General features: G+C 39.6%; 21 protein-coding genes. 12 read left to right on the forward strand and 9 right to left on the reverse strand.

The features are described 5' to 3' along the window. Nucleotides 1-4: 4 nt before the first annotated feature. The 5 genes from P3J6_RS07780 to P3J6_RS07800 are packed head-to-tail and all read right to left on the reverse strand — an operon-like array spanning nt 5 to nt 9,102. Nucleotides 5-2,524 (reverse strand): glycogen/starch/alpha-glucan phosphorylase, encoded by a 2,520-nt coding sequence (locus P3J6_RS07780; protein WP_198522645.1) that lies wholly within the window; start codon nt 2,522-2,524, stop codon nt 5-7. Further along, a complete protein-coding gene (glgX, locus tag P3J6_RS07785; protein ID WP_198522646.1) occupies nt 2,517-4,580 on the reverse strand; it encodes a glycogen debranching protein GlgX in 2,064 nt (687 codons plus the stop codon). Before glgX ends, P3J6_RS07780 begins: the two co-directional genes overlap by 8 nt. Beyond that, nucleotides 4,573-6,795, reverse strand: a complete 2,223-nt coding sequence (gene glgB, locus P3J6_RS07790) for a 1,4-alpha-glucan branching protein GlgB (protein WP_198522647.1) — start codon at nt 6,793-6,795, stop codon at nt 4,573-4,575. The genes glgX and glgB overlap by 8 nt, the downstream gene beginning before the upstream one ends. Beyond that, a complete protein-coding gene (gene malQ, locus P3J6_RS07795; protein ID WP_198522648.1) occupies nt 6,796-8,790 on the reverse strand; it encodes a 4-alpha-glucanotransferase in 1,995 nt (664 codons plus the stop codon). Between the two features lie 9 nt (nt 8,791-8,799). Beyond that, nucleotides 8,800-9,102 (reverse strand): isoamylase early set domain-containing protein, encoded by a 303-nt coding sequence (locus tag P3J6_RS07800; RefSeq protein WP_010388937.1) that lies wholly within the window; start codon nt 9,100-9,102, stop codon nt 8,800-8,802. Nucleotides 9,103-9,479: 377 nt separating this feature from the next. Here P3J6_RS07800 and P3J6_RS07805 point away from each other — a divergent pair, with 377 nt between their 5' ends. Continuing rightward, on the forward strand, nt 9,480-10,403 hold the full coding sequence (locus tag P3J6_RS07805) for a hypothetical protein (protein WP_198522649.1): 924 nt from the start codon (nt 9,480-9,482) through the stop codon (nt 10,401-10,403). A 1-nt stretch (nt 10,404) separates the two neighbouring features. Here the strand turns inward: P3J6_RS07805 and P3J6_RS07810 are convergent, their stop codons facing one another. The 3 genes from P3J6_RS07810 to P3J6_RS07820 all read right to left on the reverse strand — a co-directional run bounded on the left by P3J6_RS07810 (nt 10,405) and on the right by P3J6_RS07820 (nt 12,624). Continuing rightward, on the reverse strand, nt 10,405-11,430 hold the full coding sequence (locus tag P3J6_RS07810; RefSeq protein WP_138607918.1) for a GGDEF domain-containing protein: 1,026 nt from the start codon (nt 11,428-11,430) through the stop codon (nt 10,405-10,407). A 133-nt stretch (nt 11,431-11,563) separates the two neighbouring features. Next, nucleotides 11,564-11,941 (reverse strand): hypothetical protein, encoded by a 378-nt coding sequence (locus tag P3J6_RS07815; RefSeq protein WP_138607917.1) that lies wholly within the window; start codon nt 11,939-11,941, stop codon nt 11,564-11,566. Between the two features lie 254 nt (nt 11,942-12,195). Next, on the reverse strand, nt 12,196-12,624 hold the full coding sequence (locus P3J6_RS07820; protein ID WP_138608036.1) for an Lrp/AsnC family transcriptional regulator: 429 nt from the start codon (nt 12,622-12,624) through the stop codon (nt 12,196-12,198). 190 nt (nt 12,625-12,814) lie between these two features. Here P3J6_RS07820 and P3J6_RS07825 point away from each other — a divergent pair, with 190 nt between their 5' ends. The 4 genes from P3J6_RS07825 to P3J6_RS07840 all read left to right on the forward strand — a co-directional run bounded on the left by P3J6_RS07825 (nt 12,815) and on the right by P3J6_RS07840 (nt 17,430). Further along, nucleotides 12,815-14,020, forward strand: a complete 1,206-nt coding sequence (locus P3J6_RS07825) for an aspartate aminotransferase family protein (RefSeq protein WP_198522650.1) — start codon at nt 12,815-12,817, stop codon at nt 14,018-14,020. A 69-nt stretch (nt 14,021-14,089) separates the two neighbouring features. Beyond that, nucleotides 14,090-15,124, forward strand: coding sequence for an arginine N-succinyltransferase (gene astA, locus P3J6_RS07830; protein ID WP_198522651.1), 1,035 nt, complete (start codon nt 14,090-14,092; stop codon nt 15,122-15,124). 8 nt (nt 15,125-15,132) lie between these two features. Continuing rightward, the gene (gene astD / locus P3J6_RS07835) at nt 15,133-16,599 is read left to right on the forward strand and encodes a succinylglutamate-semialdehyde dehydrogenase (protein WP_198522652.1); all 1,467 of its coding nucleotides are present in this window, start codon (nt 15,133-15,135) and stop codon (nt 16,597-16,599) included. A 27-nt stretch (nt 16,600-16,626) separates the two neighbouring features. Continuing rightward, nucleotides 16,627-17,430 carry a DUF1338 domain-containing protein gene (locus P3J6_RS07840; protein WP_198522653.1) on the forward strand — a complete coding sequence of 268 codons (804 nt, stop codon included), beginning with the start codon at nt 16,627-16,629 and terminating at the stop codon, nt 17,428-17,430. Nucleotides 17,431-17,502: 72 nt separating this feature from the next. On the opposite strand, the gene P3J6_RS07845 is transcribed toward P3J6_RS07840, so the two are convergent. Further along, nucleotides 17,503-18,783, reverse strand: coding sequence for a flavohemoglobin expression-modulating QEGLA motif protein (locus tag P3J6_RS07845; protein ID WP_178957190.1), 1,281 nt, complete (start codon nt 18,781-18,783; stop codon nt 17,503-17,505). Between the two features lie 146 nt (nt 18,784-18,929). Between P3J6_RS07845 and P3J6_RS07850 the strand changes: the two genes are divergently transcribed. The 7 genes from P3J6_RS07850 to P3J6_RS07880 all read left to right on the forward strand — a co-directional run bounded on the left by P3J6_RS07850 (nt 18,930) and on the right by P3J6_RS07880 (nt 25,742). After that, entirely contained in the window at nt 18,930-19,187 is a 258-nt protein-coding gene (locus P3J6_RS07850; protein ID WP_138607905.1) for a DUF3081 domain-containing protein, read from the forward strand. Beyond that, nucleotides 19,187-19,489 carry a hypothetical protein gene (locus tag P3J6_RS07855; protein WP_198522654.1) on the forward strand — a complete coding sequence of 101 codons (303 nt, stop codon included), beginning with the start codon at nt 19,187-19,189 and terminating at the stop codon, nt 19,487-19,489. The genes P3J6_RS07850 and P3J6_RS07855 overlap by 1 nt, the downstream gene beginning before the upstream one ends. A 439-nt stretch (nt 19,490-19,928) precedes the next feature. After that, nucleotides 19,929-20,504, forward strand: a complete 576-nt coding sequence (gene betI / locus P3J6_RS07860) for a transcriptional regulator BetI (protein WP_138607901.1) — start codon at nt 19,929-19,931, stop codon at nt 20,502-20,504. Between the two features lies 1 nt (nt 20,505). Beyond that, the gene (gene betB / locus P3J6_RS07865) at nt 20,506-21,969 is read left to right on the forward strand and encodes a betaine-aldehyde dehydrogenase (protein WP_198522655.1); all 1,464 of its coding nucleotides are present in this window, start codon (nt 20,506-20,508) and stop codon (nt 21,967-21,969) included. A gap of 9 nt (nt 21,970-21,978) precedes the next feature. Further along, nucleotides 21,979-23,646 carry a choline dehydrogenase gene (gene betA, locus P3J6_RS07870; RefSeq protein ID WP_198522656.1) on the forward strand — a complete coding sequence of 556 codons (1,668 nt, stop codon included), beginning with the start codon at nt 21,979-21,981 and terminating at the stop codon, nt 23,644-23,646. Between the two features lie 165 nt (nt 23,647-23,811). Beyond that, the gene (locus P3J6_RS07875; RefSeq protein WP_178957193.1) at nt 23,812-25,029 is read left to right on the forward strand and encodes a BCCT family transporter; all 1,218 of its coding nucleotides are present in this window, start codon (nt 23,812-23,814) and stop codon (nt 25,027-25,029) included. 8 nt (nt 25,030-25,037) lie between these two features. Further along, nucleotides 25,038-25,742, forward strand: coding sequence for a TorF family putative porin (locus P3J6_RS07880; protein ID WP_138607893.1), 705 nt, complete (start codon nt 25,038-25,040; stop codon nt 25,740-25,742). Nucleotides 25,743-25,790: the final 48 nt, after the last annotated feature.

Below are 25,790 nucleotides of genomic sequence, written 5' to 3' on the forward strand. Positions count from 1 at the left end.
AGTGTCAGCTGTCAGTGTTCGTTTTAACTATTTGGTGTGTAGTATCTAGTGGGGTTAAATGCCATATGTCATCACAATATTGACCAATCGTTCTGTCACTAGAAAATAAGCCACTGGCCGCGGTATTTAAAATACTCATTTGAGTCCAGTAGGTTTGATCAGCGTACGCTTTATCCACTTCACGCTGCGCTGAAATGTAACTGGCAAAGTCATGTGCAGTTAGCCACGCATCGTCTTTGCTTTTAATGCAGTTAATCACATCATCAAATAAGCCTGGTTCAAATAGATTAAAATGACCACTTTCGAGGAGATGCATCACGTTATTTAGATCTGGATTATTCGCAATAATTTCACTGGGATTATAATGCGCTTTAATTTCGTCAATATGCTCGGCTTGTGCGCCAAATAAGAAGAAGTTTTCAGCTCCTACTGCATCGCGGATTTCAATATTCGCGCCATCTAACGTGCCTATTGTGAGCGCACCATTCATCATAAACTTCATGTTGCCGGTACCGGATGCTTCTTTACCTGCTGTAGAAACTTGCTCCGACAAATCTGTTGCAGGACATATAGTTTCCATGGCGGTCACATTGTAATTTGGTAAAAAGGCAACTCTTAAAAACATCGATACTTCAGGGTCTTTGTTGATCACCTCAGCAACATTATTAATCAGTTTAATAATTTTCTTCGCCATCATATAACCAGGTGCGGCTTTACCTCCGAGTAATACACACCGAGGTACCATGCCTTGTGTATCGCCACGACGAATGCGGTCGTATAAATGAATAACATGTAGCACATTGAGTAACTGGCGCTTATATTCATGAATACGCTTTACCTGCACATCAAATAGCATATTTACGTCAAACTCAACGCCACACTTTTGCTTTACTAAATCGACTAAACGCTGCTTGTTTTGCCGTTTTGCCTGCTGCCATGTTACGTGCAATTGAGGATCATCATAAAAACGACGTAATTGGCTAATTTTTGCAAAGTCGCCTACCCAGTCTTTTCCTATTTTCTCGCTAATAATATGGCTCAGACCCGGATTACAATAAGCAAGCCAACGCCTTGGTGTCACCCCATTGGTTTTGTTATTAAACTTTTCAGGCCATAATGAGTAAAAATCTTTAAACAAACCCGCAGTTAATAACTGGGTATGCAGTGCGGCTACGCCATTGACTGAATAACTACCAACAATGGCTAAAAAAGCCATGCGAATTTGCGGCTCTTCGCCCTCTTCAATTAATGATAAGTCTCGTTGCTTTTGCACATCACCCGGCCAATGCCTTGCAACCTCTGCTAAGAAACGGGCATTAATTTCAAAAATAATTTCTAAAATACGTGGTAATAATTTAGCAAATAATGCCACTGACCATTTTTCTAATGCCTCCGGCAATAAAGTGTGATTTGTATAAGCCATGGTTTTGGTTGTGATGTTCCATGCCTGATCCCAGTCGAGTTCATGGTCGTCAACTAAAATTCGCATCAGCTCTGCCACGGCAATACTAGGATGAGTGTCGTTAAGCTGAAAAACATGATGCTGAGCAAAGTCAGTAAAATCATCCCCATATTGTTCAATCCACTGGCTGAGTACATCTTGAATGCTTGCCGATGATAAAAAGTATTGCTGGCGTAATCGCAATTCTTTACCATTTTCACTGCTGTCGTTAGGGTACAACACCATGGTTATTTGCTCTGCAAGATTCTTTTGTGCTACCGCTTCTGAATAGCTACCGGCATTAAATTCGGCTAAATTAAATTCATCGGTCGCTTCAGACTTCCAAAGCCTGAGGGTATTAACAATATTATTTTTATAGCCCGGAATGGGGACATCATAAGGAACCGCTAACACATCTTGGGAGCTCACCCACTGGCGATGTTCACGGCCAAATTTATCGGTATAACTTTGTACATAACCCGAGAACTTAACCCGTTTAGCTTGCTCTGGTGCACTCAATTCCCAAGGATGCCCTTCGCGAAGCCAGTTATCCGGTTGCTCAACCTGGTTACCTTCTTTTATTGATTGATTAAACATGCCGTATTCATAGCGAATTCCATACCCCACTACAGGCAGCGCTAAACTCGCGCAACTATCTAAAAAACATGCAGCTAGACGCCCTAAGCCACCATTACCTAAGCCGGCATCATGCTCTGCTTGTTCTACATTTTCCAACTCAGTACAGTAAGCTTGCAGTGCTGTACTTACCTGAGATTCTAAATCAAGGTTGAGTACCGCATTACCCAGTGCTCTACCCATTAAAAATTCTAGCGATAAATATGCTGTTTTACGGCGTTTATGTTGTTTAATTTGCTTATTAGTGTCTCTGCAACGCGCAACGAGTCTATCTCTTATCGTCAGCGCCAATGCATGATACAAATACAACTGCGACTCTCCCACCACATCACGCCCTAAGGTGTAATAAAAGTGGCGAGTTAAATCATCACTTAAGGTACTTTCATCAATCAACGGGCCTTCTTGCCAGCTTTTTACCACACACACTTGCTTGTCTTGCTTAGTCATAATCATCGCCTTCTAAATTGGCACTAAAAACCCAACTACTTTGTGCTGAAATATTCACGGTTGCATCTTCTTCAACAACAGATGATGCGTTATTTACGCTTGATAACACTAACGTCCAAGGCCTGATAATGGGAGATTGTGGTAATTGGCAGAGCACAGGCTGTTTACTGGCGTTTAAAATAATTAATAACCCATGCTTATTTTGCTTATCAAGCAAGCTATACATTAAAAATTGTCGCGTATCTTCATGCCAATGTGTTTCATCCATTTCTTTACCTTGCTCGGTAAACCACTTAACGGTGAAACGTTCATCTATATCATCTAAAAATACACTGTGTTTGAACGCGCTGTGACCGCGCCTAATTTTTAACGCATCATCTATAAACTGAATTAAGCAATGGTTTAGCTGTGAGTCTTTCCATGCAAGCCAGCTGGTACGATTATTCTGGCAATAAGCGTTATTATTACCGCCTTGGGAGTGGGCCATTTCACTGCCTGAGGCTATCATTGGCACCCCTTTAGAGAGCAGTAAGGTAAGTAAAAAGTTTTTTTGTTGTTGTAGGCGCAAGCCCATTATTTCAGGATCGCTACTAAATCCCTCAACTCCGCAATTAAACGAATAATTAGCGCTGTGGCCATCTTGATTGTTTTCACCATTTGCTTGGTTATGTTTGTGCTCATAACTGACTAAATCGGCAAGGGTAAAACCATCATGACTGGTAATAAAATTAATACTATTAAGCGGGCCACGATTACTGTGTTCAAAAATATCAAAGGAGCCATGTAAACGCTTGGCAACATCACTAATAATGCCTTTTTCGCTTTGCCAAAAACGTTTAATCACATCACGGTATTGATCGTTCCACTCACGCCAAGGAGCAGGAAAAGCACCTAACTGATACCCACCAGGGCCTATATCCCACGGCTCACTGATCAGTTTTACTTTATTTAATATAGGATCTTGTGCAACGGCCTGTAAAAACGTGTGAGAAGCACTAAAGCCGGTACTTGAACGCCCTAAAATGGTTGCTAAGTCAAATCGAAAACCATCCACTCCCATAACTTCCACCCAATACCGCAAGCTATCAAGAACCAGTTGCAAAGTTTTTGGATGGTCAATATTTAAGGTGTTACCACAGCCGGTATCATTTATGTATACATTAGGTTGCCCAGTAATAGTGCGATAATAAGTAAGGTTATCGAAGCCACGTAAAGACAATATCGGTCCATCACTGCCCCCCTCGGCAGTATGGTTGTATACAACATCTAAAATAACTTCAATATTGGCGCGATGTAATTCGCTGACCATCTGTTTAAATTCGTTTATATCGTCATTAACCAAATAGTCTTTATGGGGGGTAAAAAAATTGATGCTATTGTAGCCCCAGTAATTTTGTAGCCCTTTAGTAATTAAAAACTGTTCACTTATAAACGCATGTACAGGCAAAAGCTCAATAGCTGTCACCCCTAAACTTTTTAGATGCTCAATAAAACACGGATGGCTTAAGCCTAAAAACGTACCTTGCTGTGCTTTTGGAATACCTGGATGACGACAGGTAGCGCCCTTTACATGGCATTCATAAATAACCGTATTAGCCCAGCTGTGATCAGGCTTTTTATTGATATATGAAACAGATGTAGTCACTTTAGATTTAGGGATATCTATTGCATTATTAACCACGCTTTTAGTGCCTATCGGCATTTGCCCGTAATGGCGCTCGCTCCAAGTAAACTCGTTAAACAAGTCTTTTGCATACGGGTCAATCAGTAATTTATGTTCATTAAATAACATACCTTTTTCATGGTTATACTCACCATCAACCCTAAAGCCATATAATGCGCCAGCGCTCAGTGGTGCAACGTGAATACTCCACACTCCGCCTTCGTTAATATTCATAGCTATTTTTAATATTTCTGTATGGCCACTTTTATCAAATAAACAAACAAATGCTTGGCTTGCATTAGGGGCGTATAAGGCAAAGTTGACACCGTTGTTTTGTACAGTCGAGCCTAGTGGCAAAGGTGCACCATGGGTAACCTCAAAGCAATTACTCATCATTCACCTTTTGTAAGTAGACCGTGGTTAAGCCACCCATGTGCAATGTAATACTGTGATCAAAGCCATGACTTGGTTGATTAATTGAATGTATTAGTTGGCTTGGCTCATCAGTGACATTAATACCTGAGCCAAAAAAACATGACTCATCAGTATTTAATATCACCTTGTAACTGCCTGTAGCAGGCACGCCTAAAGTAAAATGTTGATAAGCAGTTGGGGTAAAATTAGCGACAATAACTATAAAATCATCAGCACTTTTAGCATAACGAATAAAGCTAAATATACTTTGCTGACTGTTATCATTATCTATCCATGAAAAACCAGTCGCACAGCTATCAAGCTCATAAAGTGCTGGATGGGCTTGGTACACATGATTAAGGCGTTTAACCGTATCTTGAATACCTTGGTGACTTTGATGCTCAAGCAAGTGCCAATCTATTGAATGATCATGATCCCACTCTTTTCGCTGGGCTATTTCCGCGCCCATAAACAGTAGTTTTTTTCCTGGATGCGCCCACATAAACGCATAATATGCCCGTAAATTAGCAAACTGTTGCCAATCGTCACCAGGCATTTTGTTTAGTAGTGAACCTTTGCCGTGAACGACTTCATCATGACTCAGTGGTAAAATGTAATTTTCACTAAAAGCATACACCATAGAAAATGTCATTTTATGATGATGGTATTTCCTAAATAGTGAGTCTTGCTGCATGTAATGCAAACTGTCATTCATCCAGCCCATATTCCATTTGTAACCAAAGCCCAAACCATTATGCTCAACGCTTTGCGTTACTCCGGGCCACGCCGTTGACTCCTCAGCCACCATCATAATACCGGGATTATTCTTATAACTGCGCATGTTTACTTGTTTAAGGCACTCAATTGCCCCTAAGTTTTCTCTGCCGCCGTAACAATTAGCTACCCATTGCCCTTCTTTTCGGCTGTAATCAAGATACAACATAGATGCCACTGCATCCACTCGCAGTCCATCAATACCAAATTGACTAAGCCAATACATCGCATTCGATATTAAAAAGCTTTTAACTTCAGGGCGATCGTAATTATAAATATAGGTATTCCAATCAGGGTGAAACCCTTGACGCATATCAGCATGTTCATATAAATGGGTGCCATCAAAACAATGTAACCCATGAGGATCGCTTGGAAAGTGCCCCGGCACCCAATCGAGTAAAATACCGATATTGGCTTTATGGCATTGCTCAACTAAGTATTTAAAGCTGTTGTAATCACCAAAACGACTTGTTGGTGCAAACAAGCCTACCGGCTGATACCCCCATGAGCCATCAAACGGGTATTCACTAATAGGCATAAGTTGTAAGTGAGTAAACCCCATATCAGTCACGTAACTTACAAGCTTATCTGCCAGCTCGCCGTAGTTTAAATAACGATTATGTTCAGCGCGTTGCCAAGAACCTAAGTGCACTTCATAAATACTAATAGCGGCATCAATATGATTGCGCTGTTGCCTATTTACAATCGCTTTTTCACTGAGCTTAATAGGGGTAGGTTTGTACTGTAATATACTTGCAGTGCCTGGCGCTTGCTGCATTTTAAAGGCAAATGGATCGGCTTTATCTAAAACTTCACCACTGAGTGTGGTGATAGCAAATTTGTAACACATCTCGGCGCACAGCCCCGGGATAAATAACTCCCATACACCACTGGCAGGATGAAACCGCATGAAGTGACGATTGGCCTGCCAAAAGTTAAATTCGCCAATCACTGAAACACTGGCAGCGTTTGGTGCCCATACACAAAAACGAACACCGTCTACGCCCTGTTGAGTCATAAATTGCGCGCCTAAGTGCGCATAGGCATGCTCAAGACTCCCTTCGTTAAACAGGTACATCGCTTGCTCATCAAGCGTACTACTGAAGCTGTATTCATCGTAAAAGGTAATATTATTGCTTTCATAACTAACTTGGCATTGGTAAATACTGCTTGGCATACTTGATAGCTCAGCTATAAATAAATCACTTTGTTTATAGCGCAATGCAGTAATTGTTTGATCACCAATTAACAATTCAACCTGCAGTGCTGCTGGCAAATACACTCGAATTTCTATGCCGCTTTGTGTACTATGCGCTCCTAAAAAGCTAAACGGGTCTTTAAAGCGTCCTGCTGCGAGCGCAGTAACTTGTGAATCATAATCAGTCACTGGCGTTGATTTCATATTTTTTATACTGCCCATTTACCCATTCCTCATTGAATGTATTGCAGTCAAAAGTGATGCATTATCAGTAAAAATATCCTCGCACGTATGTGTTAACACCCGTCTCCAATTGGGATATTCTTTATCTGTACCCGGAATGTTAACTGGGTAGCATTGTTTGTCTAAGTCATCAATTTGTAGGGCAAATAATCGCGATGGCGACTTTGCTAAACACAAAGCCAGCGCGCTATAAATCGCAAAAGCATCAGTGTTTAATGACATATCAGAATGTGTGTCGTGTGTATTAATAAAACCAAGTAGCCGCTGTTGTTCTTGTTGACGTTGCTGCACGAGCTGCTGGTGTTTAGCGGCATCAATCAGCTGATACTGTTGTTTGAGGGTTAAATCACTATGCTGCCACCAGCCAACAAATGGCGGTACGTCATGATTGGCAATCATTAGCAGGCATTGTTCGCTAAGATGATCGCGATGAACAAATTCATCATTTTGTTGTTTTTCAAAATAAAATAAACTGTTTGAAAAAATTCCACTGCTCACCAGCGCTTCTTTTACTTCAGGTGGCACAACACCTAAATCTTCGCCTATCACGACAGCCTTATTTAGGTGTGATTCAATTTTCAAAATAGCTAACAAGTGCTCGAATGGATAGTAAACATAGCAACCATCTTGGCTGTTATTATTGTTAAAGCACCACCATAAACGTCTAATTGCCATAACATGATCAATGCGTAATCCACCCACAGCATTCATATTGGCGCGTATAAGTGAGCGGTAAAAGTAATAGTTATTGTCAGCAAGGCGCTGAGGATTTATTGCTGGCAAACCCCAATTTTGGCCACTTTCAGCCCAAGGATCTGGTGGAGCTCCCACAGTCGCATCTTGGCTAAACAGTTTCTGCTGATGTTTATATTCGCTGCCCTCTTTGGCACAGCCAACTGCTAAGTCGTTAATCAAACCAATCGCCATTCCTTGGCCGATACAATGTTGTTGGCACAGTATGAGTTGGCTATGTGCTTGCCATTGCAGGTAATGGTCGAATGTCGGCTGCGTAGTTTCTAGCATAGCAAGTACATCACGGTGCTGTTTACAAAATGCAGTAAACTCGTTATGCCGTGCTTGACTACCCTGTTGTTGAAAATGCACAAAAAGCAGTTTAAAGGCATTATATTTCTGCTCAGTAACCGTTTTATAATTGATAAAGGTTATATCTTGCTCACTGTGCGACGTTAAACAACAAGAGGATAAGTAATCATCTAAAGCGGGGTTGTTAATACTATCGGGCGATAAGTTAATTGCTATATACAATGGATTGAGTAACGCGCGGTTACTGGGGTTATAGGGACTAGCGCACTCTGGGTTATCTGCAAATAATAAGTGCAGTGGATTAAGTAAAATATAATCCATTTTTTGTTTTGCACATAACGTGGTTAATTCAAGTAAATCATTAAAATCACCAATTCCCATTCCGGCTTGGTTTTTTAATGTATATAACTGAATTGATAAGCCAAGGCGTTTACTATCGGCAATTTGATAAACTTGTTTAGGGATAGACCAAATTTGTGTAGTTGCCGATTGCGCTCCCATACTCAGCAAAGCATCATAATAACCCGTAGGTAAATGGGTAAGTGGTAACGCTATTTCAATATAACGGCAGTCATTAAAAAAATACTCGCCTAATGGCGCATAGTCAGCTATTTGCTCAAATTGCAGTTTTATATTTAATGCAGGTACATTAAGCGTAATTTTATGGTGCGCGTCGGCTTCTTTAATACGTACTTTAAGCACATTGCTAGGCTGCTTTACTAAGCTAACAGCCGGTGCAAGCGTTAACCAAGTGGCCGCATCTAATTGGTAATTTAACTTATCTATTTGCTCTGCATCACTGGTGTCAACGCCACAACACTGCAAGGCTAACTTGCGCGTTTGTTCGCTAAAAACAACGTGTTCACCAGTGTACTTAGTGTATTCATAGCCTATTCCATGCAAATAAAATAATTGCGATAGTGCGTCCATTCACCAACCTTAATTAATGCGTTGTGTATTTACTATACTGTTCTCTGAACCAAAATTATTAGCCCGATAACCATCAGCCTGATGGTCGTTATCCCACTGCTTACCATTAATCAAATAACGAAAGTGAAACTCTTTATCAACAGGCAAACGCTGTTTACACTTAAACACACCCAACTTTTTGTTCAGTTTCATTGGCACTGGCTGCCAATCATTAAACTCCCCAAGTAAACAGACATCATCAGCATCCGGATGAGAAAATTCAAACGTGACTTCTGCTTCGTTTTTTGTCTTAAAAAAGCGTTTATTCAACATAATAGGCTCCAACTAAACCGTAAGGGTTATTCATCTTTGCCACAGGCCAAACAGCTTAAATAGGCGATGTGGAATCCATTCATTCACATAAAAACAAGCTTAAAGTTAAACAAAACTTTATTTACGCATTATTACAGTGCGTTATTTATTTTACCGCACTAGGTTGGTGCAGTTTTCAACCATTTTAAACAGGTTTTTAGGTAAGCTCTTTAACTGAGCAATTTTTAAACCAACTACACCCGATTAAATTTCTTTTACAACAATTCACACATAATCGTTTTTTATTACCACATTGAGGTTAAAAAACCTTTAGCTTAACAACATCATCAGCGATAATAATTATCTACCTAGCCAATGCCGATAAATATTTAAAAACTATGATTAAAAAAAGCATTCTTATTACCTCTGTTATTGTTTTTCTCACCATCATCGCTGTTGTGGGTAGTTCAATTTATACACTATATAGTAAAAAGCTTGTCTCTGTAGATCCAAAGTTAAAAGAAATTTCAGGTATAGAATTTGATAAATATAAACGTCTATGGGCTATTAATGACAGCGGTGACGAACCTAAGCTTTATAGACTCAATGATGATGGTTCTATCGCTAAAGAAATTTTGGTGAGCAATGCAAAAAATATTGATTGGGAGGACATGACGCAAAATAAATTTGGTCATTTTTTCTTGGGTGACTTTGGTAATAATAAAAATGAACGTAAGTGGCTAACCATTTATAAAATAGAAAACCCCATTGATATTAAAACAAATACCACTGAAGCTGAGATAATTAAATTTACCTACCCAGAATTAGACGGCAGCCCAATAAAGCCAGAACAACGTAACTACGACTTAGAGGCTTTTGTGGCTTTTGGCCGGCATTTATATTTATTTACAAAAAACCGAACTGAGCCCTTTGATGGTATTACCAATGTTTACAAAGTAGGCGACCATGCTGCAAATTTTGACGCCCAGCTAATAGACTCATTTAGAACCTGTACCACTATGGAAAAGTTATGCTGGATCACCTCAGCGGCGCTCAGTCCAAATAGAAAAAAACTTGCACTACTAGATTCAACCAGTATTTGGCTGTTTGAAAACTTCAAAGGAGATAAATTTTTCTCTGGCGATGTATCTAAAATTGATCTCGGCATTGTGACCCAAAAAGAAGCGATCACGTTTTATGATAACAATACTATTGCTTTTACCGATGAGGAGTTTAAAGGCATTGGCGGTAATGTTTATTTTTTAAAGCTCGACCAAGTTACTAAAGTTAAAGTCAAACGAAGTCATACTCAAGCTAAGTAAGTTAAAATAAATCTATTTCTGAATCATTTTCTTGTACGTTGATTAGCTGCTCAGCGATTAAATCTTCGTAGATACAAAATTTATCTCGGCCATTATTTTTAGCGTAATAGAGTGCTTTATCAGCGTTCTCTATTACAGTGATTGGAAAATCATAAGGGCTAATACGTGCTAAACCAGCACTGACCGTCATATTTCCAATAAAAGGAAACGATGTATTTCTGACGAGCTGTAAAAATTCTGCCATTTTATTACTTATAGAGTCTGCCTCGGTAGGCTCAAAAACAATCACAAATTCTTCTCCACCAAAGCGAAAAATCAAATCGGTTGAACGAAAAAAATGACGCATATTTTGCGCTAATATCAGTAGCACTTCATCGCCACAGATATGACCATACTTGTCGTTTATATTTTTAAAGTGATCAATGTCTAAAATAGCCAACCAAGATGTAGATGCATATTTTTGCAGCCTTTTACCCTCACCCCGGGATAAACTGTGTACTTTCAATACTTGTTTTTCAATCAGTTGCTTTATTTTTTTCTCAAAGGTTTGTCTATTTAATAGACCTGTTAATTTATCTCTTTCATTTTCATGAAGAATGACTAAATAGTTTTCAAAAATACGACAAAAAGCATTCAACATCACTTGAGATGGACTATCTAGGCTGTTTGAAACCACTGAAATTGCGGCAACTGTTTTTTCTTGGCGGGTAATAGGTAACCAACGGCGCTCAATGCCATCTGTTGATTGAACCGTGATAATGCAAGCAGAACGTAAGCAAGATAGAAGTTCATCCTCAGGGTGTGTAACAATTTGTCGTTGTTGCCACTCAAATTGTTTTTCACCAGTAATTTTTAAACAAAGACTTTGCTCAATAGTAAGCTGGCCCTGAACTTCTACATCTTTGTAAACTGAGACTTCTTTACAGCCAATAAACTCTTGGATGGTCGATATCAAACTGTATTCAAGAGAATCTACATCTCTATTTTTAGTTATTTTGATGACTGAATTGAGTAAATTTTCTTGCATTGTACTCCCTAAAGCAAACTGGGCGTTAACAACTAATAAAATTCAGCATAGACCACGCCGTGGAATATGCTAGGTTTTATTAATGCCTGCCAGCTCAGGGAGATTTTTATTACTAATCTTAAATAAAGGAAACCTAACTATTAGTCATACAATTTATAAATTTTTCAGATACCAGCGTTATAGCCACTTTATCAGTGTACATAACCTCACTATTTTTTGTAATAAAGTCAGCACACTGCGCTTGTGATTGTTTGAATTTTTGCTTGCATGAGTTTACTGACTCTCCAATGACTTCTTGATAAATACTTTCATCACATAAGCTATTGGCAAACTGACTCGCACCAGTAATAATCTCATCAATATTGATGGGAGAGGATTCTAGTTTGAAAAATATATCGCTGTAAGTTTCAACCGTTATATTATCGCTTGAGTCAAATAAAGTGGCCTTCGCACTTAAATATGAGCCACCTATTATTAATAAGGCTGCAGCAGCTAGTGTTGTGTATTTCATAACATTTCCTTGTAATGTGTTTGAGCAGTTTTTCCAAAACACCCTGTTTTACATAGTATAACCAACTAAGGTTTATACATGTAATAAGTATATTTATCAGGTTTATTCAATACTTGGGGATTGTGGTAAACGAAGAGGCGAAGAGCCTATTGATTTGGTAAAAACAATCCTTGTTCCTAATAATGAGAAGGTTACAATTAAGTAGGCTTAAATGCAAATAATTAATACTCACTGAATGGTGATAAACAATCAAATTAACGCTTAAATTTAGTTTCTAAAATAACCGATGAACGAGTACGCTCTACGCCATCGAGATTACCTATATCGTCCAGTAAATGGCTCAACTGCTCAAGGTTTTGAGCCTCAACAATGGCAATTAAATCAAACTCACCACTAATTGCATACAACTGAGATATAGCATCTATTTGCTTTAACTCTACGTTGGTTTTTGTCGTTAGCTTCTGCATAACCTTTATAGAGACGTGCGCAGAAACCAAGCTATTTAAAAAATCATCACCAAAGTCAACGCTATACCCTTTAATTACCCCACTTTGCTCCAACTTGAGCATACGGCTTTGCACTGTTGAGCGTGATAAATTTAAATGCCGAGCTAGATCAGAAATACTCGCTCGAGCGTTCATTTTTAATACTGATAGTAACTTTTCATCTTGGGGAGTTATCATAATGCTAATAAGTTTCGTTGATTTGACCATTATTCTAATCATTTTTCACAAAATAGCACTGCAAATTTAATTCATAACCTTTGATAATGACACTTTTAACAAGTAAAACGCATTGTATTGCTGAATAAGCCTGAGCTTAGCGTTATTTTTCAGCAACGTATTTTTTTATGTGATTAATTTAGGTGTAAAAATGCAAGTAACCAGAGATTTATTTAACGACGTAATGGTCCCTAACTACAACCCATCTGCAGTTATTCCGGTTCGTGGTGAAGGCTCACGCGTGTGGGATCAAAATAATAACGAATTTATCGATTTTGCCGGTGGTATTGCGGTTAATTGTTTAGGTCATTGCCACCCTGCATTAGTAGGCGCACTTAAAGAGCAAGGCGAGAAAATTTGGCACTTAGCAAATGTAATGACCAATGAGCCAGCACTTCGCTTAGCTAAAAAAATGGTTGATGCGACCTTTGCTAAAAAAGTTTACTTTGCAAACTCAGGAGCTGAAGCAAACGAAGCGGCTTTAAAATTAGCGCGTCGCTTTGCACTGGATAAATTTGGTGCTGAAAAATCTAAAATTATCGCTTTTAATAAAGGCTTTCATGGCCGAACTTTTTTCACTGTAACAGTAGGTGGCCAAGCCGCTTACTCTGATGGTTTTGGTCCAAAACCTGCTGATATTGTTCATTGTGATTACAATGATATTGCCGCTTTTGAAGCCTTAATTAGTGATGATACTTGTGCGGTAATGATGGAGCCATTACAAGGTGAAGGCGGTATTGTGCCACCAACCAATGAATTTGCACAAAAAGTACGTGAACTGTGTACTAAGCATAACGCACTGCTAATTTTTGATGAAGTGCAAACGGGTGTTGGCCGTACAGGTCACTTATACGCATACGAAGGCCTAGATGTTATTCCTGACATTTTAACCACGGCTAAAGCATTAGGTGGCGGTTTCCCAATTGGCGCGATGATCACCACTACTGACATTGCAGCTCACCTAAAAATAGGGACTCATGGTTCTACCTACGGTGGTAACCCATTGGCATGTGCTGTTGCAGAAGCTGCATTTGACACAGTAAATACCCCTGCGGTTTTAAATGGCGTAAAAGAACGTGAGCAAATGTTCCGTGATGGTCTAAATACTATTAACGAAAAATACCATGTATTTAGTGAAGTACGCGGTAAAGGCTTACTGATGGGTGCGGTATTAAATGAGAAGTTTGAAGGCCGTGCTCGCGACTTTTTAGTCGCAAGTGCTAACAACGGTTTAATGAATTTAGTCGCCGGAATGAACGTTATCCGCTTTACGCCTTCATTAGTGATCCCATTTGAAGATATTAAAGAAGGCTTAGCTCGCTTTGAAAAAGCAGTGAGCGAAGTTGTAAACGGTTAATCACTAAGTAAAACATATTAAGCCCTGAGATAAATGTTTACCTCAGGGCTTTATCGGAGCAAGTAATTAATGCAAGTACTACGTCCTATTACTGTCAATGATTTTGCAGCACTTAAAGAGATTGCCATTGAATCAGGCCATGGTTTTACCTCTTTACCTGTCGATGATGGGCAACTACAAGAAAAAATAGACCGTGCACAAAACAGCTTTACTAAAAACGTTGATAAGCCTATCGACGAAAGCTATTTATTTGTTTTAGAAGACAGTCACACTGGCAAAGTAATTGGTACTACCGCCATTGAAGCAGCCGTCGGCTTGTCTGTACCTTTGTACCATTACCATTTAGGTAAAACCGTCCATCATTCACCCACTTTAGGCGTTTACAATACCGTTGATATTTTAAGTATGTGTAATGACTACACTGGTTGCTCAGAAATATGTACTTTATTTTTACGTGAAGACAGCAGAAAAGGCTTAACAGGTCGATTTTTATCACGTTCACGCTTTTTATTTATGGCACAGCATAGTGAACGCTTTGCCGACACTGTAATTGCTGAAATGCGTGGCGTGAGTGATGACCAGGGGCACTCTCCATTTTGGCAATGGTTACAAGAACACTTTTTTAGTATTGAATTTCCACAAGCCGACCACTTAGTAGGCTTAGGCGATAAAGTATTTATTAGCGAGCTTATGCCCAAATACCCTATCTATGTAAACTTACTAAGTAAAAATGCACAAGCGGTGATTGGCCATGTCCATGATAAAACCAAGCCTGCACTTAAGTTACTTGAAAAAGAAGGGTTTGAACATCGTGGCTACGTTGATTTATTTGACGCAGGCCCCACGGTAGAGGCAAAGCTCGGTAATATTCGCAGTATTCGTGATTCACAGGTTTGCCCTATTACCATTGGTGAACTTGAACATATTAATGAGCAAAGCTCAGATACCCTTGCTATTTGTAATCAAGGAGTTAGCGACTTTAGAGCCACGTTAACTAAACACGCTCATTATAATCAAGCAAAGCACACCTTAGTTATCAGCCAAGAAGTAGCTGATGCACTTCATTTAAATCAAGGAGATGCAGCGCGATTTTTCCGCCTGTAACACTATTTATGAACACACAACTAATTAATAACCAATGGCACGCAGGCCAAGGCCCTGCTTTTAATTCTGTTAACCCAAGTAATGGCGAAATTGTTTGGCAAGGTAATGGCGCCAGCCCCGAACAAGTTAGCAGTGCCATAGAAGCGGCAAGAGCTGCGCAAATTCAATGGGCCGATATGCCAATTGAACAACGTATTACCATTTTAGAAAACTTCGTTGCCCAATTAAAAGAACACAGCGAAGAATTTGCTAGCATTATTGCTCGTGAAACAGGTAAACCATTATGGGAAACACGCACAGAAGTCGGTGCGATGACAGGCAAGGTTGCTATTTCTATCCGTGCTTACAATGAACGTACTGGCACAACCGAAAACCCAATGCCTGGCGCAAAAGCCTTTATTCGCCATAAACCACATGGTGTAGTGGCTATTTTTGGCCCGTATAATTTCCCTGGGCATTTACCAAACGGTCATATAGTCCCTGCTATATTAGCGGGTAATACCGTGGTGTTTAAACCATCTGAATTAACTCCTCATGTAGCGCAGTTTACTTTAGAGCTGTGGCTAAAAGCAGGCTTACCTGCTGGGGTTATAAACCTTGTTCAAGGTGAACTAGAAACAGGTAAAGCACTTGCCTCACATCAAGATATCGATGGCTTATTTTTTACTGGTAGCTCAAACACAGGCCATTTATTACATAAACAATTTGCAGGCCATCCAGGTAAAATCTTAGCGCTTGAAATGGGCGGTAACAATCCGCTGGTGGTTAAAGATGTTGCTGATGTGAGCGCCGCCGTTCACGATATTATTCAATCGGGCTTTATTACTTCGGGTCAGCGTTGTACTTGTTCACGTCGATTATTTATAGAAAAATCAGCCAATGGCGATGCGATTTTAGAAAAGCTGATCAGCGCAACCAAAAATATTCTTGTAGATGATAGCTTTGCAGCCGAACAACCATTTATGGGTGCCATGATCAGTGAAAAAGCCGCCTTAGGCATGGTTGCAGCGCAAGCTGACCTAGTTAAACAAGGTGCTGAGGTACTCGTTGAGCTTAAACAATTAAAACCAGGCACTGGGTTTGTCAGCCCTGGTATTATTGATGTCACTAATATCGATGAAATCGCTGATGAAGAACACTTTGGCCCGCTAATTAAAGTATATCGTTACACTGACTTTGATAGCGCTATAGCAGAGGCGAATAACACCAGCTTTGGTTTATCTGCAGGTTTACTTGCAGACAGCGAAGATGATTACAGCCACTTTTTAAAACGTATTCGTGCCGGTATTGTTAACTGGAACCGCCCTATTACAGGCGCATCAAGCGCAGCGCCATTTGGTGGCATAGGTGCCAGTGGTAACCACAGAGCTAGTGCATACTATGCTGCTGATTACTGCGCATACCCAGTGGCCTCAGTAGAGTCAGAAAAAGTTAACTTACCGCAAACCCTCGCGCCGGGCTTAATAATTGAATAACAATTTTAGAAAATTTAAGGATTTACCATGCATACTGATGTAAACACATTATTTGATAACTTATGGCAAAACTACCTAACCGTAACGCCATCAGCTGATAAAATTCATGACTTATTAGGCTCAACGCAAAAAGACGACATTATTAACGATCATATTGCTTTGCGTACTTTTAACATAGAAAAAGTAGGCCTTGAAAAACTAGCTGCGCACTTTTTAGCTATTGGTTATAAAGAATGTGGTGAGTACCACTTTGAAGCAAAAAAGCTCTACGCCAAGCATTATGAACATAGCGATCCGACACAGCCTAAAGTGTTTATTTCTGAATTATTAGTTGAAAAATGTTCGCCTGAGCTTCAAGCTATCGTTACTGATATGGTTGCACAAATTGACGAAAGCGCTGTGACTGCCGATAACTTTTTATATTCGGGCACACATTGGCAAGTAAGCACCGATACATACAAAAAGTTATTAGCTGAGAGCGAATATGCGGCGTGGATGTCTGCGTGGGGTTACCGTGCAAATCACTTTACTGTGAACATTAATACCTTAGCTAAGTTTGATAACATCCATGATGTAAACCAAGCTCTTAAAGATGCAAGTTTTGCACTTAATACCTCAGGAGGCGAAGTAAAAGGCTCACCAGAGGTGCTATTAGAGCAATCATCAACATTAGCTGATGAATACGCTGTGACCTTTAGCGATGGCGATATGCGCATTCCTAGCTGTTTTTACGAGTTTGCTATTCGTTATCCAAAACCAGATGGTGAAATTTACACTGGATTTGTAGCAGCCTCTGCAGATAAAATTTTCGAGAGCACCAACGCACGTTAACTGTGTTGTGCTAAATTAAAAAAAGCCCGTTTTTGGGCTTTTTTTGTTTCTGAGAAAAAGCTTACTTATAAGTTATAAAAACAACGGCTTGTAGTCGTTTTCTAATTGTTCAAATGACAAATTACCAATAAAACGACCAAAGCTCAGCCACGTAGCAAGTCCTCTTAAATCTTTAAAATGGGGAGGCACAAATTGCGGGTTTTCAATCACACCTAAATCATGCAGTTGCGATATTAACCTAAAGTCATCAATTGATATTTTACCCACCAGCAATAGCGGTAATTGGTCAATTCTGCCAAGCTGTATCGCCACCCGAATTAAGTTATAAACCAATACAAAGCCTTTTATATAAGCAATGTCTTTAGTAAACGGTAAGCCGGTTGCCGTGCTACCTCTAAACACACGCTGTGCAAGGGTGTAGCTGTCGTCTTTTGATAATCCTTGTGCTACATAATCTCGGTATATATCTACAAACTCAGCACCATCAATCACTTTGGTGACCGCTTGAATACGATTTACTAATTTTGATAAGCGCCTAGGCGTTGATTTAAGAGTAATTATTTCAGTCAGTACTGCAAGTCCCTCTTGAGTCACCGTAGAGCTTGGCGTGCCTTTACTCAAGCAAGTTAAATAAGGTTGCGCTAAGCCATTTTGAGTGGTGCCTACATGGATCCAGCCCTCGTGTACCTCTAAAATATCTAATTCGCGCTGAGAAAACTTAACATCTTGATTAAGCTTTATATTGTTTGCTCCTGCTGCCGCATCACTGACAATTCCGTCACTTAGCATTACTTCCACATTAATGCCTTGCATACTGGCATTAACTTGTTCAGATAAAATCCGCACCGCATCACTGGCATCAATATTTTTAGGATCTTCAGGCAAAATGTTCGCATCAAGTAAACTTTTTAATGGCTGCTCGAGCATATTAGCAAGCTCAGATAAAGAAGGCTCACCAGCATGAAAAAGATCTTTTGGGTGACCAAATAGCTCTACCGACAAGTCATGAAATTCGGCAGTACCTCGATGCTCCAGCATATTAAGCACTGTTTTATATTCACCACACATTTTACCCATATATTGGGTTATTGGGTTTAATTGTCCCAACTGATTAATAATATTACGGTGCAGTGTTGAAAATGCTTGGCGCAACTCACTGGGCACAAATCCTAAATCGCGCTGTTGGTAATAGGCACGATCTATCAGAGGATTTTTTTGACATTTTTGCCTAAAAAACTCTTCTTTAGTCTGTTTATCCCAATTAATTGCATCGAGTATTCTAATGGGGGTTTGCAGTGCAATAAGTTGGTCGGATAATTCACGAGTTTTTAAAAGTAACGCTTTGTCTATCATGGTAAAAGCTCAGCATAAAGTGAACTTTGAGCATAATTTATAAATTGAAAATAACAAAGCAATATCGCACATTCTTGACTATTGTTTTTATGATGATCGACCCGCATATCTACCCCGTATGAGAGAATAAATAAAAGGTATAAACAATGAAAAATGAAATCGACAACAAACAGATTCTAGCGGTTTACGAACGTATCCAGCAACGTGGTAAAACCACAGAAGAAGGTAAGCTTTATCAGGGGGTCACTGCATTTTCTGATATTGACGGCTATACCGTTTACTTACAAGGCAGTGGGGTATTATTACGTTTTGGATTTCATAATACCTATCACTTAGATTATGAACATGACAAACACAAAGACGACTTTTTGAAGAAACTTTACAACATAGCTAACGAAGAATAATGCGACCAACAAATAGACGAAATAGGCCAACTAGTTCGCGCAATTTACAGTTTATTCACCAAGTTATTGCGCAATTAAAAGCTGAACCTGAAAAGCTGCAACTGATAAAAAATAACCTTGCTTATTACCGCGAACAAACACACTTAAAGCGCGGTTTTTTGCTCGCGATTGAACGTTTTGATTGGGTGTTTGAAGCTACTGATAACATCGACGAAATTTGTGAACAGATCATGGCCGATGATTATATTGGCAATCGCTTAAGACGTTATCCCCTTCTATTTAAAGGTGTTGTTGAAACCTAAACAGCACCTTGCTTTACCCCTTCTTAGGTTAACATTCGGTTAATTTACCTCCCATCTCCCTTTCTATAATCGGTATTTCATCGGAAAAACAGATATATTCGTTTTACCTTCACATAACTACCCTGCTGGTAAAAAATACAATTAGTACTCTAATAGTTAACGCACTAACAAATAAATCACTAAAAGTTTCTCTTACCTCGTAAACAATTAATTACACTATATAAGCAAACACAAAAAACAAATATAACCCACTGTTATTTATTGATTTTATATAAATCATTATGTTGTTAATTTTGCATCATTTAATACTCATTTTGTTAATCATTTATCCATACTTTACTCTCTTGCTATTTACACAAGCCTTGAATTGTTAGAGCTATTACCTTAAGCTTAATCTTTATTGAACGTTCAATTAATAAAAATTATGCCCAAAGTTGGAATGGAACCTGTAAGGCGTCAGCAGCTAATTGACGCGACTATAGAATCAGTTGCTCAAAAAGGGCTTCAAGCGACTACAATTAATAGCATTAGTAAAAATGCTGGAATGTCATCAGGCATAATTAGTCATTACTTTGGTGGGAAACAGGGGCTAATTGAAGCAACTGTGCGTTATTTACTCTCGAACTTGAAAGACGACTTAATTAATAAAGTTGATGAAAACACCACTGCAACTCAAAGGTTAATGTTTATTGTTGAATCAAACTTTGCGCTAGTACAACAACGAAAAGATACCACTCGGACGTGGCTAAGTTTTTGGGCGCAATCAATGCACGATAAGGAACTTCATCGTTTACAAAAAGTAAACAGCAAACGCTTGCAGAGCAATTTAACCGTTTCATTTAAGCAATTAATGCCTTTGGCGCAAGCGACACTCGCGGCCGAATTAACCGCAGCAATGATTGATGGCTTATGGCTTCGTGCCGTATTAAGCCAATCAGACGAAAATCAGTTTAAACACAGTGAATCACTGGCTAAAAACTACGTGCATTCACTTATCAAGCAATATGGAGCCTAACGTGACTACACCTATTTATCAAAACTTTATCAACGGCCAATTCCTTGCGAATAAAAGCGGCGAAACATTTGATGTAGTAAACCCTGCAACCGGCCAGGTAATTTATGCCGTTGAAGTCGCTGATGAGTATGTTCAAAACGCAGCGATAGAAAGTGCAAAACAAGGCTTTAAAGTTTGGTCAGCGATGACCCCTATTGAGCGCAGCCGTATTTTATTAAACGCCGTTGCTATTTTACGCGAGCGCAATGACGAGCTTGCCCTGGTTGAAGTTCTCGATACTGGTAAACCAATGCAAGAAGCTAACTGCGTAGATATTGAAACAGGCGCAGATGTTATTGAATATTTCGCAGGCCTTGCCCCTGCACAAGTTGGTCAACAGCAAATGGTTGGCGATGATTTTTATTATACTCGCAAAGAACCTCTAGGTATTTGTGCAGGTATTGGTGCATGGAACTACCCATTACAAATTGCATGTTGGAAGTCAGGTCCTGCTCTTGCAGCGGGTAATGCATTTATTTTTAAGCCATCTGAAGAAACACCACTTGGCGCAATTAAATTAGCCGAAGTGTTTATTGAAGCAGGCGTTCCTGCTGGCGTATTTAATGTAGTGCAAGGCGCGGGCGAAGTAGGTCAATGGCTTACTGCACATCAAGATATTGATAAAGTATCGTTTACTGGTGAAGTAGGTACAGGTAAAAAAGTTGTAGCCAGTGCTGCAGGCACATTAAAAGATGTGACTATGGAGCTCGGTGGTAAATCGCCATTACTAGTATTTGATGATGCCAATATAGAGCAAGCAGTAAGTGCCGCTATGCTAGGTAACTTTTATACCCAAGGTGAAATTTGCACTAACTGTACCCGTATTTACGTACACAAAAATGTTTACCAACAATTTATTGATGAACTTAAAACACGCACTGAAAACAATATTATTGCCGGCGACCCACAAGATCTAAACACTAACTTTGGCGCGCTTATTTCTAAAAAGCATCAAGATTTAGTAATGAGCTACATTAATAAAGGCCTTGAAGAAGGCGCAACACTATTAACAGGTGGTTCAACGCTTTCTCCAGAAGCAGCGCCAAATGGCTATTTTGTAGCGCCGACTGTGTTTGTTGATTGCAATGATGAAATGACTATCGTTAAAGAAGAGATTTTTGGCCCAGTAATGAGCGTTTTAGTCTTTGATGATGAAGATGATGTGATTTCCCGCGCTAATGGCACTCACTTAGGTTTAGCTGCAGGCGTTTTCACCAGCGACATTAAACGCGCTCATCGCGTAATTCATCAACTGCAAGCCGGTATTTGTTGGATTAATGCTTACGGTAACTCACCAGCAGAGATGCCAGTGGGTGGTTATAAGCAATCGGGTATTGGTCGTGAAAATGGCATAGAGACTCTAGATCATTACACACAAACTAAATCTATTTATGTTGGCATGGCCGACATAGAAAGCCCGTTTTAAGGAATCATCATGAACCACTCTTTTGATTATATTATTGTAGGTGCGGGCTCAGCAGGCTGTGTGTTAGCAAATCGCTTGTCTGAAGATTCAAGTAACAAGGTATTGTTACTTGAAACCGGCGGCAGCGATAAAAGCATCTTTATAAAAATGCCAACGGCACTCTCTATTCCAATGAATACAGATAAGTTTGCGTGGCAATTTCATACGCAACCAGAGCCACATCTAGATAACCGTGAAATGCATTGCCCACGCGGTAAAGTTCTTGGCGGCTCATCATCGATTAATGGCATGGTGTATGTGCGTGGCCACGCTAAAGATTTTGATGAATGGCAACAGCACGGTGCTAACGGCTGGGATTACCAAGCGTGTTTACCGTATTTTAAAAAAGCAGAAAGCTTTTACCTAGGTGAAAATAGCCATCGTGGTGGCAAAGGTCCGCTAGGTGTTAATAACGGCAATAACATGGAGAACCCGTTATACACTGCATTTATTGAAGCGGGTGCAGAGGCCGGTTATTCAACAACAAATGACTACAATAGTGCTCAGCAAGAAGGTTTTGGCCCTATGCACATGACCGTTAAAAACGGTGTGCGTAGCTCAGCCTCTCGAGAATATTTAGATCCTATTAAGCATCGTAGCAACTTAACAATCGTTACAGGTGCTCTTGCCCAGCGCGTTATTTTAGATGGTAAAAAAGCAACCGGCGTTGAATACAAGCTTAATGGCGCGGTTAAAACTGCAAAAGCAAATAAAGAAGTTATCTTAAGCGCAGGCTCTATTGGTTCACCACACCTACTACAGCTTTCAGGTATTGGTGATACTCAAGCACTTGAGAAAGCAGGCGTTGAAGTAAAACATCACTTACCAGGTGTAGGCCAAAACCTGCAAGATCATTTAGAGTTTTACTTTCAATATAAGTGTAAACAACCGATTACTTTAAACGGTAAGTTAGGCTTGTTTTCTAAAGGTTTAATTGGCGCAAAATGGCTACTAACTCGCAAAGGCTTAGGCTCAACTAATCATTTTGAATCATGTGCCTTTATTCGCTCAAAGCCAGGTGTTGAATGGCCTGACATACAGTATCACTTTTTACCGGCCGCTATGCGTTACGATGGTCGTAGTGCTTTTGCAGGGCATGGTTTTCAAGTGCATGTAGGCCATAACAAGCCTAAGAGCCGAGGTAGTGTCACTATTGCATCAGCTGATCCAACACAGCCACCTAAAATTGTATTTAATTACCTAGAGCATCAAGACGATATTGAAGGCTTTAGAGCGTGCGTACGTTTAACACGCGAAATCATTGAACAACCAGCATTTAACCAATTTCGTGGTGAAGAAATTCAACCAGGGCAACAAGTTCAAACTGATGAGCAAATTGATGCCTTTGTTCGCCAAGCCGTAGAAAGTGCTTATCACCCTTCTTGCTCTTGCAAAATGGGTGAAGATGATATGGCCGTGGTTAACTCAAACACTCAAGTGCGTGGCATACAAAGCTTACGTGTGGTTGATTCGTCAATTTTTCCGACCATACCGAACGGTAACTTAAATGCCCCTACGATTATGGTGGCCGAAAAAGCCGCGGATATTATTCTAGGAAATAAGCCCTTAGCTCATACAGGAGTTGATGTTGTGAATGCCACTGATTGGCAAACTACACAACGAAATAAAACCCTTTAATTTAGCCTGTCATAAAGGCCTCTCTCGTAAGCAAAATGCTTAAAGAGTGCCTTTATGTAGCTTGCAGTGGCTCACAAGCATAAATAGGTTATGCCGGTGTTGATGCAAGCACAATAAAAAACGGAGTATATATGTGTTACTTTTATTCATTCTGGGAGGGCGATAATGACTATTTGGCTTAATGCTGGCATTATTTTTACCTTACTTGCCATTGTTACTATTTTAATAAAATGGGGCAATGTACGCGTAGTAGGCGTCACACCAGTGAGAACATTCACCTTTATAGCAATCCTATTTACCTCTGGCCTAGACGTTGGCCTTATTATGTTTCCTTTAACCGAATTTGCCGGTTATGCAGACATAAAAGCAAGCCCAGAATATGCATTTGCCAACCCGCTCTCTATTGAGTTTGGTTATTGGGGATTTTTAATTTGGGGATTTTATTTTCTTACGTGCTTTTATTTCTGTGTAATAGAGCCCAAAGTGAAGTTTTTTGAAATTCCATGGGTTAAATTTTTAAACAACGTGGTCATTATTGGTACTTGTGCGTTTACCGCATACTTACTGCTAAGCAATCTACCGTGGTATATACCAGAACTTGGTGATGGTTCAAGTGTTATTCCAGCATTTTACTTAATTGTACTTGCCGCTATTTGTTTTGCGGTGTATTCAAGTACCGATATTAAATACGTACGCTTTTTAAGTATTGCCACTACTTGGTTGTTTATCGCATTAATTGGTTTTATGTGGGCTGATGCCTTCTTATTTGGCGATAGCGAACTCTCTGCATTTACTCAAAATATAGGTTTAATTGGCAATTACTTCGCCAACATCAATGAATTTGTATTACCACTGAATGATTACCATGAGTTTTATCTATTTTGGTGGTTTGCGTGGAGCATCATGATTGGTCAGTTTACATCGCGTTTTGTTGGTGGTTTAAAAACATACCAAGTATTGGGCGCTATGTTGATTTTCCCGTCAATACCAATCGCTATCTGGTTTAGTGTGTTATATCACTACCACGAGGCGGGTATTCCAACTGCAGGCATCAAAAACTTTGCCATGGTGTTTGTAGGTATCGTGTTTGTTATAAACTCGCTTGATTCACTGATCCGTTTATACACAGATAATTTAAACTTAACTGTAAAACGCTTAGGCAAATTTAAATATATTGCTATGAACGTTATCGCTTTATCATTATTGACACTGTTATTTAAACTTGAGTTTTTGCAAATTCAATGGGTTGGTGCTTTAGTTATTGGCTTATTCTTTATCTGCTTAGGTTTTATTGCCTACAGCAAATTTAAAACAGTCAGCAATATCGAAGGATCACCTAAAGCGAATAAAATTGACTACACAAAAATAGAAACTATCAGCTAGGAAACCACATGAACAATAAATTAAAACAACTTTTTATCGCTTTACCATTAACGGTTTTATCAACAACGGCAGCAGCTAACTGGTCAACAACGATTACCGCTGCCTCTGATTACACCTTTAATGGTGTTACTCAAACAGATAACGACCCTGCGCTACAAGCAAGTCTTGACTATGCGTACGATAACGGTGTGTATGCAGGTGTATGGGCATCAAACGTAGATTTTGGTGATGACACCGACTTCGAACTAGATGCTTATGTAGGCCGATACATTCAGTTAAACGAACAAGTAAGCCTTGATTACGGTATTGCTTATTACACTTACCAAGGTAATAACAGCGATGGTAACTACGCAGAAGCGTATACTAAATTTGGTTACGCCAGTGACTACGGTCAAACAGAGCTTAACTTTTGGTACAGCTGGGATTACTTTGGCTACGATACAGGCCATGTGATTTCGATGATTGCGCACACTTTCGAGATTGCTCCAAATCATGCAATTCGTGCTAGCTTTGATATTTCAAACTCACTCGATGGCAATAAATTTCAGTGGGATGAAGCTAAGGGCGATAAATCGTATCATCATTACCGCTTAGCGTACCAAACAAGCTATGAAGGGTTTGGTATTGAAGTAGCAGCTGAGAATACCAGCTTGGACTACGATTACGCCGATGAGCGAATTGTACTTGCTATCTCACGTACTTTTGACTTGTAATAGTTAGCTTTTGCTTTATATAAAAAAACACGCTACATGGTAGCGTGT

The organism is Pseudoalteromonas sp. 3J6, from assembly GCF_903995135.1.
GTDB lineage: Bacteria > Pseudomonadota > Gammaproteobacteria > Enterobacterales > Alteromonadaceae > Pseudoalteromonas.

Excerpts from the sequence above, each read along its gene's own strand:
- astD (WP_198522652.1), top strand. The coding sequence starts at position 15,133 with ATGAACACACAACTAATTAATAACCAATGGCACGCAGGCCAAGGCCCT.
- P3J6_RS07880 (WP_138607893.1), top strand. The coding sequence starts at position 25,038 with ATGAACAATAAATTAAAACAACTTTTTATCGCTTTACCATTAACGGTT.
- P3J6_RS07845 (WP_178957190.1), bottom strand. The coding sequence starts at position 18,783 with ATGATAGACAAAGCGTTACTTTTAAAAACTCGTGAATTATCCGACCAA.
- P3J6_RS07855 (WP_198522654.1), top strand. The coding sequence starts at position 19,187 with ATGCGACCAACAAATAGACGAAATAGGCCAACTAGTTCGCGCAATTTA.
- glgX (WP_198522646.1), bottom strand. The coding sequence starts at position 4,580 with ATGAGTAATTGCTTTGAGGTTACCCATGGTGCACCTTTGCCACTAGGC.
- P3J6_RS07850 (WP_138607905.1), top strand. The coding sequence starts at position 18,930 with ATGAAAAATGAAATCGACAACAAACAGATTCTAGCGGTTTACGAACGT.
- P3J6_RS07815 (WP_138607917.1), bottom strand. The coding sequence starts at position 11,941 with ATGAAATACACAACACTAGCTGCTGCAGCCTTATTAATAATAGGTGGC.
- glgB (WP_198522647.1), bottom strand. The coding sequence starts at position 6,795 with ATGGGCAGTATAAAAAATATGAAATCAACGCCAGTGACTGATTATGAT.
- betA (WP_198522656.1), top strand. The coding sequence starts at position 21,979 with ATGAACCACTCTTTTGATTATATTATTGTAGGTGCGGGCTCAGCAGGC.
- betI (WP_138607901.1), top strand. The coding sequence starts at position 19,929 with ATGGAACCTGTAAGGCGTCAGCAGCTAATTGACGCGACTATAGAATCA.
- P3J6_RS07800 (WP_010388937.1), bottom strand. The coding sequence starts at position 9,102 with ATGTTGAATAAACGCTTTTTTAAGACAAAAAACGAAGCAGAAGTCACG.
- P3J6_RS07820 (WP_138608036.1), bottom strand. The coding sequence starts at position 12,624 with ATGATAACTCCCCAAGATGAAAAGTTACTATCAGTATTAAAAATGAAC.
- P3J6_RS07805 (WP_198522649.1), top strand. The coding sequence starts at position 9,480 with ATGATTAAAAAAAGCATTCTTATTACCTCTGTTATTGTTTTTCTCACC.
- P3J6_RS07810 (WP_138607918.1), bottom strand. The coding sequence starts at position 11,430 with ATGCAAGAAAATTTACTCAATTCAGTCATCAAAATAACTAAAAATAGA.
- malQ (WP_198522648.1), bottom strand. The coding sequence starts at position 8,790 with ATGGACGCACTATCGCAATTATTTTATTTGCATGGAATAGGCTATGAA.
- P3J6_RS07825 (WP_198522650.1), top strand. The coding sequence starts at position 12,815 with ATGCAAGTAACCAGAGATTTATTTAACGACGTAATGGTCCCTAACTAC.
- P3J6_RS07780 (WP_198522645.1), bottom strand. The coding sequence starts at position 2,524 with ATGACTAAGCAAGACAAGCAAGTGTGTGTGGTAAAAAGCTGGCAAGAA.
- P3J6_RS07875 (WP_178957193.1), top strand. The coding sequence starts at position 23,812 with ATGACTATTTGGCTTAATGCTGGCATTATTTTTACCTTACTTGCCATT.
- P3J6_RS07840 (WP_198522653.1), top strand. The coding sequence starts at position 16,627 with ATGCATACTGATGTAAACACATTATTTGATAACTTATGGCAAAACTAC.
- astA (WP_198522651.1), top strand. The coding sequence starts at position 14,090 with ATGCAAGTACTACGTCCTATTACTGTCAATGATTTTGCAGCACTTAAA.